The organism is Pseudomonas sp. EggHat1, assembly GCF_014892995.1.
GTDB classification, from domain to species: domain Bacteria; phylum Pseudomonadota; class Gammaproteobacteria; order Pseudomonadales; family Pseudomonadaceae; genus Aquipseudomonas; species Aquipseudomonas chaetocerotis.
The window spans coordinates 236565-249918 of the sequence record NZ_JACKQK010000004.1; the positions used below are offsets into that span (position 1 = coordinate 236565).

The following is a 13354-nucleotide window of genomic DNA, read 5'->3' on the forward strand; positions in this document are numbered from 1 at the left end:
AACGCCGGGGCGAGCGCCGATCATCAACCTTCAACCAGCGTCCACTGCTTGCTCAGGCGCTTGTCCGATACCGCCATCCTGGTGCCCAGTTGCTGGGCGAACAGCGACACGCGGTACTCCTCCAGCATCCAGCGATACAGCGTGAGCTGCGCATCGCGCTTGCCTTCCTGGGCATGTTTGGCAGCACGCGCCTTGTACTGTTCCCAGTAGCCTGTGATTTCGCCCGTCCACACGCGGTCACGCTGCACCTGCGAGCCCACCTTGTCCAGGCGCTGCTCGATGGCCTTGAGGTAACGCGGGATTTCCTTGAGCCACTCGCCCGGCGTTTCACGCACGAAGCCGGCATAGACCAGATTGGCCAACTGCTGCTTGATGTCGTTGAGCGCCATGGCCTGGGCCAGGTCGATCTTGCCCTTGAAGCGCTTCTGCAGGCCGTGGTTGAGCTTGAGAATCTCCAACACCAGGCGGGCGATGCGCTCGGCGTGCGCCGTCCAGTCGCCGCGCTTGCGTTCGGCCAGTTGCGCCAGGGCCACGCCATCGCGCGGCAGCGTGGCTTCGCCGTCGAGGATGCAGGCATCCAGGCTGGCCAGCAGAATATCCTCGACCAGCGCCTCGACGCGGCCGATGTCGCGGTACAGCAGGCCCAACTCGGTCAGCCCCGGCAACTTGCCACGCAGGAATTTCGCCTGTTCGGCCAGTTGCTGCAGAAGCAGGCGTTGCAGGGCGCGGCGGTGCTGGAAGTCGGCTTCGGCCTGGGTCGGGAAGCGCCCTTCCTTGACCACACCGGCCTCCTCCACCAGCGCCGGATAGACCGTCATGGAGAGGCCGGCGATCTTCTGCTGAGTCTTTTCCGCCACCTCGGCGAAGGCCTTGGCCTCCACCGTTTTCGGCTTGTCGCTCTGCTGCGGGATGGCCAGCGCAGCCTGGCTGGCTTCGGCGAAACGCGCGGTCAGCTCGGCCAGGTCGCGGCCTTCGCCAAGGAACTTGCCCCGCGCATCCACCACCTCGATGTTCATCTTCAGGTGGCTTTCGATGCTTTCAGCCGCTTCCGCCCAGGCCTCGTCGGACACCCGTGCGCCGGTCATGCGTAGCAGCTCATGCCCCAGCGCCTGCGGCAGCGAGCCCTGGCCGAACACCAGCTTGTCCAGCGCTGCGCCGACGAAATCCGGCACCGGCACGAAGTTCTTGCGCAGCGCCTTGGGCAGGCCGCGCACCAGGGCGACGCACTTGGCCTCCAGCAGCCCCGGCACAAGCCATTCGAGGCGCTCGGGCTGCAGTTGCGGCAACAGCGGCGCTGGCACGCGCAGGGTCACGCCGTCACGCGGATGATTAGGCTCGAAGTGATAGCTCAGCGGCAGTTGCAGCTCACCGATGTGCAAGGTGTCCGGGTACTGCGCGGCGGTGACTTCCTTGGCATCGCGGGCCAGGGCGTCTTCCTCGCGCATGATCAGAAGCTGCGCGTCGGTAGCGCTGCCCTTCTTGTACCAGCTCTCGAAACTCGCAGCCTGGTAGATGTCCTGCGGGATGCGCGCGTCGTAGTAGCCGAACAGGGTTTCCTCGTCGGCGAGAATGTCGCGGCGGCGCGACTTGGCCTCCAGCTCATCGAGGCGTTCGAGCAACTGGCGGTTGGCGGTCAGGCAGCGCACGCGGCTGTTGATCTCGCCGCGTACCAGGCCCTCGCGAATGAACATCTCGCGCGAAACCGGCGGGTCGATGGGGCCGTAATGCACCGGGCGCCGACCGACGATGATCATGCCGTACAGGGTGACCTGCTCGAACGCCACGACCTGGCCGCGCTTCTTCTCCCAGTGCGGTTCCAGATGGTTCTTCTTCACCAGATGCGCCGCCAGCGGCTCGATCCAGTCCGGCTCGATCTTGGCCACCATACGGGCGAACAACTTGGTGGTTTCCACCAGCTCAGCGGCCATGATCCAGTTGGGCTTCTTGCGCCCGATCACGCTGGAGGGGTGAATCCAGAAACGTCGCTGGCGTGCGCCGAGGTAGTCGCCCTCCTCGGTCTTCTGACCGATCTGGCTGAGCAGGCCGGCAAGAATCGCCTTGTGCACGGCGGCGTAGTTCTTCGCCCGCACCGCTGCCTCACTGGCCTCGGCCTGCTGGCGGGCAATGGCGTTGACGCGGGTGTCCTTGGTCGGCGCGACGGGTTCGTTGTAGGAGCTGGCTTGCCGGCGATCCGCATGACCATCATCGCCCGCAAGCGGGCTCCTACGGGAAGCATTGCCGCTCAACTGCAGATCACGGGCGATCAGCACCAGTTGCCGATGCGCATCGCGCCATTCGCGCAGGCGCATATAGTTGAGGAAGTTCTTCTTGCACCAGGTGCGCAGCGGGTTGCTGCCCAGCTCCTGGCGTTTTTCCTCGAAGCCGCGCCACAGGTTGATCAGCGCAGCGAAGTCCGAATCGACATCCTTCCACTGCGCGTGCGCCTGGTCGGCGGCCTGCTGGCGATCCATCGGTCGCTCGCGCGGGTCCTGCACCGACAGCGCGGCGGCAACGATCAGGATCTCCTCCAGGCTGCCCTGCTTGGCACCTTCGAGCACCATGCGCCCCAGGCGCGGGTCGATGGGCAGGCGTGCCAGCTGGCGGCCAAGAGGCGTGAGCTGGCTTTCGCGGTTGACCGCCGACAGCTCCTGCAACAGGTTGAAGCCGTCGCTGATGGCCTTGCCATCTGGCGGCTCGATGAAGGGGAAGTCCTCGATGCTACCCAGGCACAGGTGCAGCATCTGCAGGATCACCGCCGCCAGGTTGGTACGCAGAATCTCCGGGTCGGTGAACGCCGGCCGACCGAGAAAATCCTCCTCGCTGTACAGGCGAATGCAGATGCCCGGCTCGACCCGCCCGCAGCGGCCCTTGCGCTGGTTGGCGCTGGCTTGCGACACCGGCTCGATGGGCAGGCGCTGCACCTTGGCGCGGTAGCTGTAACGGCTGATGCGCGCGGTGCCAGAGTCGATCACGTAACGGATGCCCGGCACCGTCAGCGAAGTTTCCGCCACGTTGGTGGCCAGCACGATCTTGCGCCCCGGCATCGGCGCGAAAATCTTCTGCTGCTCGGCCGGCGTCAGCCGTGCATACAGCGGCAGCACCTCGGTAAAACGCAGGTTGGCCTTGCGCAGCACCTCGGCGGCTTCGCGAATCTCGCGCTCGCCGGGCAGGAACACCAGCACGTCGCCGGGCCGCTGGCCCACGCTGCGCTCGTGCTCGGTGATCTCCTCCAGTGCGGCGAGAATACCCTGGTCGATGGACAAGTCATCGAGCAGGCGCTCGCCCTCCTCGTCCACCTCGGCCGCCAGCGGGCGATACCAGGTTTCCACCGGGTAGGTGCGGCCGGACACCTCGATGATCGGCGCGTCGTTGAAGTGTTTGGAAAAACGCTCCAGATCGATGGTCGCCGAAGTGATGATCAGTTTCAGATCCGGGCGGCGCGGCAGCAGGGTCTTCAGGTAGCCGAGCAAGAAGTCGATGTTGAGGCTGCGTTCGTGCGCCTCGTCGACGATGATCGTGTCGTACTTTTCCAGAAAGCGGTCGTGCTGGGTCTCGGCGAGCAGGATGCCGTCGGTCATCAGCTTGATCAGCGTGCCGTCCTTGCTCTGATCCTCGAAACGCACCTGGTAACCGACCAGCTCACCCAGCGGCGTACCGATTTCCTCGGCCACCCGAGTCGCCACGCTACGCGCCGCCAGCCGGCGCGGCTGGGTATGACCGATCAGACCATGCACGCCACGGCCAATCTCCAGGCAGATCTTCGGCAACTGCGTGGTCTTGCCCGAGCCGGTCTCACCGGCGATCACCACCACCTGACTCTTCTCCAGCGCGGCCTTGATCTCATCGCGCTTGGCGGCAATCGGCAGCGCATCGTCGTAGCGCATCGCCGGGATGCTGCTGCGCCGCGCCGCCACCTTGTCGCTGGACGCCTGAAAACGCTCCAGCCACTGCGCCAGCTTGGCCTCATCGGGCTGCTTCTGCAGCTCATGCAACTGCCGGCGCAAGCGATGACGCTCGGCGATCATGACGTGGTCGAGGTTGTTCTGCAGCGTGGCGAGGTCAGTCATCAGGATCGGGGCAATCAGGGCAAAGGCGGGATTGTCGCAGATTACGCCCTAGGGCGGGCAGGCTATACCGCAGCGGAAGAGAGTGAGGTTAAGGCGTAAGGGAACGGCGGGCTTCGGCCAGTCACGACAAATACATCTGTCCCCACTTCGTCGATAATTCGGATGACCGTGGCTAGGCCTCCAATAGCCAATCGACTAAACTTGAGTGCTAATCCGGCAGCCCATTGAAGGACAGGGACGGCGATGGCCACGGCCCAACAAATCATTGCTCTGCTGAGCAGCCACAACCAAGGAGATGAAGAGCAATTTCTCTCCATCGCCTTGCAAGTTGCCGCTGCAGAAGCACGTCGTGGCCGACTTGATGTTGCTGATGAGCTCAAAGCACTGGTTGAGACCGCTCGAAAACGCGAATTCCCGGCCAAAGGGCATTTCTCTCGGCCAAACCAGCAGGTTGCGATTCCGATCTCCAAACCACGAGGCGAGTTGGAGTCCCTGCTATCTGTCAGCTATCCAAAGTCTCAGCTGCAAGACCTGATTCTTGAAGATCTCAAGCGGGATCGGCTTATCCGCCTCATTCATCAACAACGTCAGCGAGACAAGCTACGTAGCCATGGTTTGGTTCCAAGCTCCAAACTCTTGCTTTTGGGTCCTCCAGGCTCCGGAAAAACCCTCACTGCCTCGATCTTGGCCGGAGAGTTACAACTGCCGCTTTTTACCATACGTCTCGATGCACTGATCACACGCTTCATGGGTGAGACGGCATCCAAACTACGGTTGATATTCGATCAGATTGCCTCTGTCCGCGCGGTTTACTTGTTTGACGAATTTGATGCCATTGGCGGACGACGGAATGCCGATAACGATGTCGGCGAGATGCGTCGTGTGCTCAATTCGTTCCTTCAGTTTCTTGAGGAAGCAAACAGTACAGACAGCCTCGTGCTGGCCACAACGAACCATCCCGAGCTTCTTGATCGCGCCCTCTTCAGGCGGTTCGACGACATCATCGAGTACTCTCTTCCTGATCCGAGCGGCATTAAGGAAGTGCTTAAGATGCGAATGCATACCTATTTGCCGAAGAGAGTGTCGTGGGCGAAACTCATAGCTGCTGCCCAAGGTCTCAGCCAGGCAGAAATCACTAGAGCCGCCTTTGAGATTATCAAAGATGTCATCCTACAGGGTGATAAGCACGCGACAACTGAAGCGATAGTTAAGGCGCTAAAAGAGCGCCATACCCTGAAAGAAACCATGTCAGGACTAAGCTCCGGTTAGATTATTTACTGCGCATAGCTTTGGATTAGGGAAATATCCAGTATGGCGTCGTCTTACGAGCTTCCGCATTTCAGAGTTGAGCAGTTCAGGGTGGATCACCCTTACCAGCGCCGAGATAAGGATCTGAGCAACGCGGGTAAACCACGAGAGGAAGGTCATGGTAGCCGCCTCCGAGAAAAACTATCCCTTGCGTTTACTGCGGCACGAAGCGGTCAGAACGCCTTCTTTGCAGAAAATATCAGCGACTCCCCCCAAGCGTTGTACTTGGAGGTTGAGTTTGAAGCGGGATCGCCCGTTCCAGATTTAAACTGGAAGAAACAAAATATCCGGCTTTCCGCCCTCCGCGTCCTAGAGGACGGATCAACGCTCGGAGCGCTATACGTTCCTCACGATGCTATGGACTTTCTGGAGCTTAAACTGCAGGAGTATGCAGAAGAAGAGACCAGGTCTGGAAAGCCAAAAAATGAGACTAAATTTTCAGCCATTGAAAATTTCTCCATCGGGGACATAGAGACCTTATGGACAGACTCCAGACCGTTCCCGAGCGCTTTATCTTCCGTCCTTTGGTGGGAATGCTGGTGTGCAGCATGGAAAGCTGATCATGTCCGGCGTGTCGCTAACAATCTTAAACTTCGTGTCAGCGAGAACTCACTAATATTTCCGGACACAGAAGTATTAATTATTTATGCGAACACTCTTGAAATATCTATTCTTGCAGCAAATGCGGACGGATTAGAGGAGCTCAGGAAAGCCACCGATAATCCCTATTTCTTTACCCGGCAAACACCACAGGAAAAATCAGAATGGACAGCCAATCTGGCAGTCAGACTGATTCCACCTGAGAACGAAAGCCCCGCGATTTGCGTTCTGGATCATGGAGTAAACCAAGCTCACCCCCTTATTCAGCTCGCACTTGCAGCTGATGACTGCCAAGCAGTCAGGTCAGAGTGGGGGGTGCATGACCACCACGGCCATGGAACCAATATGGCTGGTGCAGCGCTGTATGGCGACCTTACCTACGCACTGACAGATGAGAGCTTTATTGAGCTAACGGCAAAGCTGGAGTCGGTAAAGTTTCTACCTCCCCCTGGCTGGGAGAGAAATGACCCTTCGAGCTACGGATTCATTACCCAGTCTGCAGTAAGCCTTGCAGAAGTGAAGGAGCCCCTGCGAAATCGAGTTTTCTGCATGGCGGTCTCGAACCAAGACGTTTCAGGCGAGCGCCCAACTACATGGAGCTCCGCCATTGATCAGGTCTGCAGTGGCTCGATGGTTGGGGATTTCGGGGAGAACGGGGAATATGGTCCGCGTCGACTTTTCATAATTTCCGCAGGTAACATCCCAGACTCCAACAGCCCTGATGATTTGGCTGACCCCTATGACTTCCCGATTGAAGACCCCGCTCAATCATGGAACGCGTTGGCGGTCGGTGGATTCACCGACAAAGTCGACCTTCACGATCAACCAGGCTATGAGGGGTGGTCCGCAGTAGCGCAGGCCGGCGACCATAGCCCCTATAGCCGGGCATCAATCGACTGGGAACACTCCAAAACCCCAATCAAGCCAGAAGTGGTATTCGAGGCGGGCAACAAGGCGATCAGTCCTGACGGAACAGAAATAATTTCCGGTGTTCCTGCACTGTCACTCTTAACAACCGGAAAAGATGTCACTCAGCGGCCTATTGAGGAGTTCTGGGCCACCAGCTCTGCTACCGCTCAAGCAGCGGGATTGGCTGCGGCAATCATGGCTGCGCATCCACAGATGTGGCCAGAAACGGTGCGCGCATTGATTATTCACAGCGCGCAGTGGACGCCCGTCATGATGGAACGATTCAAGAAATGTAAGAGCAAGGGGCAGCGAATCGCTCTTGCCCGCCAAATTGGTTATGGCGTTCCGCAGCTATCACGCGCCTTGGCATCCGCAGAAAACGACTTGGCGCTAATTGCTGAAACTAGTATCCAACCATTTGCGAGAGATTTAAACGAAAAGAATCGTGAGGTTGGAGACCCGTATTTTAAAGAGGTGCATTACTACAATCTGCCATGGCCCAAAGCGGAGCTGGAGCGCCTCGAAAACCGAACCGTCCAACTGAAGATCACTCTTTCTTACTTCATCGAGCCTAGCCCAGGAGAAATGGCCCAAGTGATCCCTGCTAGGTATCAGTCCTTTGGGCTTCGGTTTGACCTAAAGAAAAAATCCGAGACAGAAGCAGCTTTCCGACATCGAATCAATAAGCTTGAGTCGATGGCACACAAGCCTCCACAACCAGAGCCGGATAACAGGTGGGTATTCGGCCCCAAAAGTATATCCGCAGGTTCAGTGCACAGTGACGTTTGGATCGGCCCAGCGATTGACTTAGCCTCAAGAAATAAAATTGCTATTTATCCGGTTTCCGGCTGGTGGCGATATCGACCCCATCTAGGAAAGTGCAACGCTAAAGCTCGTTATAGCCTGATTATATCTATATCCTCTGATGGCGAAGACGTGGATCTATATACAGAAATTGCGAATATTATCGCAACACCGCTAGACACTGAAGTAACCATCGGGACGAACTAGCCTCTACCACTACGCATCCTAAATCTACAGTGCATTTAACAGCACGTCTTAACTGCTCGCCGTCAAATAGCGGGCAGTTGGCCTGTCACTGCTGTGCTAAATCCTTATGTAGAATTCGTTGCCAGTTCCAATGATGTGATAGTAATGCGTGGGTGCAGTCGATGCGAGTAGAGAACGACGGGATTGAGCGGCCGCCTCTGGCCGATATGTACCACTCCACGCCTTTGATCGTTCCCACGCTCCGCGTGGGCATGCAGCCCTCGACGCTCCAGCGTTTACCACGGGCAGTTGCGTGCTGCGCTGTGACGCATGCTCCCACGCCGGGCGTAGGAGCCATCGATTCCGTTCACTGAGCTGAGCGTCCACGAGCCAATGCGCAAGGCTTCCATATAGCCAGAAACCCGAGCATCGCAACGCTCCCCAAGCTAAAGCCTGAGCGATGGACGCTGGACAGGAGATCAGCCGCTCCACACCGCACCGCATCAAAAGCCACACCGGCCCCTCCGCAAAGTGGACCGTTCATTAAGCCTTTAATTGGATCAATACCTTGATCCTCTTAGTTGTCTTAATTGAGCAGACCTTACCGACTCCCCCATCCACAAAGGGTACTGCTCTATGACTCGTCTGAATTGGTTTGAGGCTTCACCGGGTGCAGCAAAAGCACTGGGTGGGCTGCACCATTACGTCACCACCGGAACGAACCTGCCGTCTCAACTCATACATCTCGTGTTCTTGCGGGCATCGCAAATCAATGGATGCGCGCACTGCATCGATATCCATTCGCGAGATCTGATCAAGGGAGGTATGTCAGTAGATAAGCTCGTTCTGGTGCCGGTCTGGCATGAGGCCGCGCATCTGTTTTCCGACCAGGAACGTTCCGCCCTGGCCTGGACGGAAGAAGTGACCCTGGTTGGTGAAACGCATGTGTCCGATGAAGCTTATGCCGCGGCATCGTCCGCATTCACTCCGAAAGACCTGGTCGACCTCACTGCCGCTATCGCAGCCATGAACGCATTCAACCGCATGGGTGTCAGCTTTCGCTTGAGCCCTGCTGCGAAGGCGTAAACCGGAAAGGGGTGGATTCATTTAATCCGCCCCTTCCCAATTGCCGCTCTCTTAGATCGCCGCAGCCGCCACCGCCCTGGAACGCCAGGCAAACCCCAGCACCATCAGCAGCCCCAGCCCGGCCATCGCCGCACCGGCCAGCGAGATCGCCGGATAGCCCAACCCCGCGTTGATCACCGCGCCGCCCAGCGCCGCGCCGATGGCGTTGCCCAGATTGAACGCGCCGATATTCACTGCCGAGGCCAGGTTGGGCGCTTCCTTGGCGGCCTCCATCACACGCATCTGCAACGGTGGCACGATGGCGAAGCTGGCGATGCCCCAAATCAGGATGGCCACGGCCGCCGGCAGCGGCCAGCGCATCAGCACGGTGAAGGCCAACAAGACCAGGATCAGCGCACTCAACGAGACGATCAGGGTGCGATCGACGGAGCGATCCGCTGCCTTGCCGCCCCACACGTTGCCCAGCGTCAGGCCGATGCCGTACAGCACCAGCATGGCGGTGATGAAGACGGTGGACGCCTCGGTTTCGCTGCTGAGGATCGGCGCGATATAGGTGAACACGGTGAACATCGCGCTGGAGCCAATCACGGTCAGGGCCAGGGCTGCCAGCACCGGGCCACGGCCGAGCACGCGGATTTCCGCCAGCACGCCATCGCTCTTCGGCAGCGGCACGTTGGGCAGGGCGAACCACAGCGCGAGCATGGCCAATACGCCCAGACCAGTGATGCCCCAGAACGCCGTGCGCCAGCCGAGTACCTCACCGAACCAGGCCGCCAGCGGCACGCCGCCGATGGTCGCCAGGGTCAGGCCCATGAACATGGCGGCCACCGCCCCTGCGCGTTTGTCTGGCGCGACCACGCTGGCGGCGACGATGGAACCGACGCCGAAGAAGGCGCCGTGGTTCAGCGAAGTCACCACGCGGGCGATCAGCAGGCTGGTGTAATCGGTCGCCAGGGCGGACATCAGGTTGCCCAGGGTGAAGATGGCCATCAGCCCGATCAGCAGGTAGCGCCGGGGAATCTTGCCGGTGGTCAGGGTCATCAGTGGCGCGCCAAGCAGTACGCCCAGCGCGTAGGCGCTGACCAGCAGGCCGGCAGCCGGAATGGAGACACCGAGATCGCTGGCGATACCCGGCAACATGCCCATGGGGGCGAACTCGGTAACGCCGATGCCGAAGGCACCGATGGCGAGTGCAACTAGGGGTGGATTGATACGCATGGAAAGGCTCCTCATCTATGCCGCGAATGCTAGGATCCAAACCTTGACGGCGGTAGATGGCATTTCTGGCAAACACCTTTGCTTACGGAGCACAAATGGACTTCAACGGCAGGTCAGGTGAGATGGTGGTGTTCGCCACCGTGGCGGAGGAAGGCAGCCTGTCCGCTGCGGCGAGAGCGTTAGGACTGACACCCTCGGCCGTCAGCCGGATCATCGCGCGCACCGAGCAGCGCCTTGGCACCCGCCTGCTGCTGCGCACCACCCGCGCGATCACTTTCACCGCCGAGGGCGAGGCGTATCTGCGCGGCGCCCGGCGCATCCTCGCCGACATGGCGGAAGTCGAGGAAGCCATCACCGACCAGGGCGTGCCACGGGGTCGCTTGCGTGTGAGTGCCGCGCTCGGCCATGGTCGGCTGGCCATCGTGCCACTGGTGGCCGCCTTCAGTGCGCGCTACCCGAACATCACCGTCGACCTAAGCCTGGGCGACGAAGTGGTCGACATCCTCGGCGGCCAGGCTGACGTAGCCGTGCGCTTCGGCCATCTGCCGGACAGCCCGCTGACCGCCCGCAAGGTCGGCGAAACCGGCCAGGTGGTGGTGGCCTCCCCCGACTACCTGCAACGCCACGGCACGCCGCAGCAGCCGGAAGACCTGTTGCAACACAACTGCCTGCGCTTCAACTTCCGCCGCTCCGAACCCAACTGGCCCTTTGCCCGCGACGGCCAGGCGTTCTCCCTGAAGGTTTGCGGCAACATCGAATGCAGCAGCGGCGAGGCGCTGGCGCAGTTCGCCCGGGTCGGCGCCGGCATCGCACGCATCGGCGAGTTCAGCGTGGCCGAGGACCTGCAGCGCGGTGATCTGGTGCCGCTGCTGCAAACCTTCAATCCCGGTGATCGGGAACCGATTCATGCGGTGTTCGTGGGCGGTTCGGCGATGCCGGCGCGGGTGCGGGTGTTCGTGGATTTCCTGGTGGAACATCATCGGATGTGAGCCGAGCATGTGGCTGGCGCTGGACGGTTGCGCTCTGCCCCGCCCTCACGGAAGACCGCTGCCCAGGGAAAAAACCGCGCTACATCTGCATTTCCGCCAGGGCTCTGCGCAATGGTGCGTCTGATATCTGTATCGGCCCATGGAAGGGAATATCCATGTCCAGAACCAGGTATACGGAGGCGGCAATCAGCAGTGCAGACAGGGTGAACATGCCAATTACCATCGGGTTGTTCGGCGCGCGATAGCCAAAGCTGGCGTAGATCAACGTCAACCACGCGACGAGCATGCCGATGAGTGGCATCGGTATCGTCCCTTCGGACTGCTCCACGATTCGCCAGCGCTGCTCTATCAGTGAGTGGTACTGCTGACGGAGGTCGCTCAGCATGGTTTCTTGATAACGGGTTTCGGGGCTGATGGCAGCCAGGACCGCACCGATTTCATCCAGATATTGAGTGGCGGGACTCACTCGATGCTGCAGCGCTTCGTCGCCGCGATAGGGATTGGCAATGGCGTGCTCCACATAGGCGGCCAGGTGCTCGCGCGTGTCCTGCGCCTTGTCACCGTAGGTCTTCAGTGTTCGATCGAAGATGATCAGGCTGGTCGCATAGGTGTGCATGTTGGTGTCGATCGCTTCGAAGGTGTTCTTGGCCGAATTGATCATCAGGCCGAACACCAGTGAGGTCATGACCACAAAGATATTGGCGACCAGGCGCACCACCGTGTTGGTTTCTTCATCTCGGTGACGAGCCGAGAGTTTGGGGTACCCATGCATCATGAACAGGGATGCCGACAGGAGACATACGAAGACACCCGCTGCGATCCAGACCGATTCCATATGTGCGCCTTTTCGCTATACCGCCAGGAGATCGTGGCTCAAAACGCTGAGGCGTCAACTCCAGGGCTTCAACCCTCGCGGCGGCTGAGTTGATCGTTCCCACGCTCTGCGTGGGAATGCAGCCCCAGGCGCTCCAGCGTCCACCACGGGCAGTTACGCGCTGCGCTGTGACGCAGAGCGTCACAGGCTTGCTCCCACGCCGGAGCGTGGGAGCCATCAAAGGCTTCGTATCGTTCCCACGCTCTGCGTGGGAATGCAGCCCTCGACGCTCCAGCGTCCACCACGGGCAGTGCGTGCTGTGCTGTGATGCAGAGCGTCACGGGCTTGCTACCACGCCGGAGCGTGGGAGCCATCGACATCCCCCCCGCCCTTGATCGTTCCCACGCTCTGCGTGGGAATGCAGCCCCCGACGCTCCAGCGTCCACCACGGGCAGTTGCGTGCTGCGCTGTGACGCAGAGCGTCACGGGCTTGCTACCACGCCGGAGCGTGGGAGCCATCAACAAGGCGAGGGTATGCCCTCGCCTTTTCATGATCGTTCCCACGCTCTGCGTGGCAATGCAGCCCCCGACGCTCCAGCGTCCACCACGGGCAGTTGCGTGCTGCGCTGTGACGCAGAGCGTCACGGGCTTGCTACCACGCCGGAGCGTGGGAGCCATCGACATCACCCCTGCCTTTGATCGTTCCCACGCTCTGCGTGGGAATGCAGCCCCCGACGCTCCAGCGTCTACCGCGAGCAGTTGCGTGCTGTGCTGTGACGCAGAGCGTCACGGGCTTGCTACCACGCCGGAGCGTGGGAGCCATCGACACAACTACTCCCCGTCTCGCTCAGCCAACCCTGCCAACCCTGCCAACACCTTGCCATTCAATTCATGCAACGTGCGCTGCTCGTCGGCGGTCAACCCTGCGAGCACGCGCTGGAGGTTAGCCACGTGGGCCGCCAGGATGCCGTCGATCAGCTCGAAGCCGGCCGGGGTCAGCGCCACCAGTACGCCACGGCGGTCGCTGGGATGCTTGCGTCGCTCGATGAGCCCGGCCTTTTCCAGACGGTCGATGCGGCTGGTCATGCCGCCCGAGGAAATCATCGCGCTCTCGTACAACGCCGTGGGCATCAGCGCATAGGGCTCGCCCGAGCGGCGCAAGGTCGCGAGCAGGTCGAACTCACCGGCCTGCAGGCCGTGCGCGGTGAAGAACGGCAGCAGGTGATCGCGCGTGATCACCTGGCTGAGCTCACCCAGGCGGCCGATCACCGCCATGGAAAAACCATCCAGATCCGGCCGCTGTCGAAGCCACTGTTCGGCAGCCAATTGTGCACGGTCTTGCATATCGCCCTCGATTTATCTTGCCATCAAGA

The 13354-nt window shown here is 60.3% G+C and carries 8 protein-coding genes; 4 read left to right on the plus strand and 4 right to left on the minus strand.

The window, feature by feature from the left end; translation table 11 throughout:
* Nucleotides 1–23: 23 nt before the first annotated feature.
* Complete coding sequence (gene hrpA, locus INS93_RS09450; RefSeq protein ID WP_192981245.1) at nucleotides 24–4067, minus strand: ATP-dependent RNA helicase HrpA; 4044 nt, start codon at nucleotides 4065–4067, stop codon at nucleotides 24–26.
* Nucleotides 4068–4310: 243 nt separating this feature from the next.
* Here hrpA and INS93_RS09455 point away from each other — a divergent pair, with 243 nt between their 5' ends.
* The 3 genes from INS93_RS09455 to INS93_RS09465 all read left to right on the plus strand — a co-directional run bounded on the left by INS93_RS09455 (nucleotide 4311) and on the right by INS93_RS09465 (nucleotide 8960).
* Nucleotides 4311–5336, plus strand: coding sequence for an AAA family ATPase (locus INS93_RS09455; RefSeq protein ID WP_192981246.1), 1026 nt, complete (start codon nucleotides 4311–4313; stop codon nucleotides 5334–5336).
* A 42-nt stretch (nucleotides 5337–5378) separates the two neighbouring features.
* Nucleotides 5379–7895, plus strand: a complete 2517-nt coding sequence (locus tag INS93_RS09460) for a S8 family peptidase (protein WP_192981248.1) — start codon at nucleotides 5379–5381, stop codon at nucleotides 7893–7895.
* A 615-nt stretch (nucleotides 7896–8510) separates the two neighbouring features.
* A complete protein-coding gene (locus INS93_RS09465) occupies nucleotides 8511–8960 on the plus strand; it encodes a carboxymuconolactone decarboxylase family protein (protein WP_192981250.1) in 450 nt (149 codons plus the stop codon).
* A gap of 51 nt (nucleotides 8961–9011) precedes the next feature.
* Here the strand turns inward: INS93_RS09465 and INS93_RS09470 are convergent, their stop codons facing one another.
* On the minus strand, nucleotides 9012–10178 hold the full coding sequence (locus INS93_RS09470) for an MFS transporter (protein WP_192981252.1): 1167 nt from the start codon (nucleotides 10176–10178) through the stop codon (nucleotides 9012–9014).
* 95 nt (nucleotides 10179–10273) lie between these two features.
* Between INS93_RS09470 and INS93_RS09475 the strand changes: the two genes are divergently transcribed.
* Nucleotides 10274–11167 carry a LysR family transcriptional regulator gene (locus INS93_RS09475; protein ID WP_192981254.1) on the plus strand — a complete coding sequence of 298 codons (894 nt, stop codon included), beginning with the start codon at nucleotides 10274–10276 and terminating at the stop codon, nucleotides 11165–11167.
* Nucleotides 11168–11246: 79 nt separating this feature from the next.
* On the opposite strand, the gene INS93_RS09480 is transcribed toward INS93_RS09475, so the two are convergent.
* Both INS93_RS09480 and INS93_RS09485 read right to left on the minus strand, forming a co-directional pair.
* On the minus strand, nucleotides 11247–12002 hold the full coding sequence (locus INS93_RS09480) for a DUF4239 domain-containing protein (RefSeq protein WP_192981256.1): 756 nt from the start codon (nucleotides 12000–12002) through the stop codon (nucleotides 11247–11249).
* Between the two features lie 810 nt (nucleotides 12003–12812).
* Nucleotides 12813–13325, minus strand: a complete 513-nt coding sequence (locus tag INS93_RS09485) for a MarR family winged helix-turn-helix transcriptional regulator (protein WP_192981257.1) — start codon at nucleotides 13323–13325, stop codon at nucleotides 12813–12815.
* Nucleotides 13326–13354 lie beyond the last annotated feature (29 nt).

Excerpts from the sequence above, each read along its gene's own strand:
- hrpA (WP_192981245.1), bottom strand. The coding sequence starts at position 4,067 with ATGACTGACCTCGCCACGCTGCAGAACAACCTCGACCACGTCATGATC.
- INS93_RS09455 (WP_192981246.1), top strand. The coding sequence starts at position 4,311 with ATGGCCACGGCCCAACAAATCATTGCTCTGCTGAGCAGCCACAACCAA.
- INS93_RS09465 (WP_192981250.1), top strand. The coding sequence starts at position 8,511 with ATGACTCGTCTGAATTGGTTTGAGGCTTCACCGGGTGCAGCAAAAGCA.
- INS93_RS09475 (WP_192981254.1), top strand. The coding sequence starts at position 10,274 with ATGGACTTCAACGGCAGGTCAGGTGAGATGGTGGTGTTCGCCACCGTG.
- INS93_RS09480 (WP_192981256.1), bottom strand. The coding sequence starts at position 12,002 with ATGGAATCGGTCTGGATCGCAGCGGGTGTCTTCGTATGTCTCCTGTCG.
- INS93_RS09470 (WP_192981252.1), bottom strand. The coding sequence starts at position 10,178 with ATGCGTATCAATCCACCCCTAGTTGCACTCGCCATCGGTGCCTTCGGC.
- INS93_RS09460 (WP_192981248.1), top strand. The coding sequence starts at position 5,379 with ATGGCGTCGTCTTACGAGCTTCCGCATTTCAGAGTTGAGCAGTTCAGG.
- INS93_RS09485 (WP_192981257.1), bottom strand. The coding sequence starts at position 13,325 with ATGCAAGACCGTGCACAATTGGCTGCCGAACAGTGGCTTCGACAGCGG.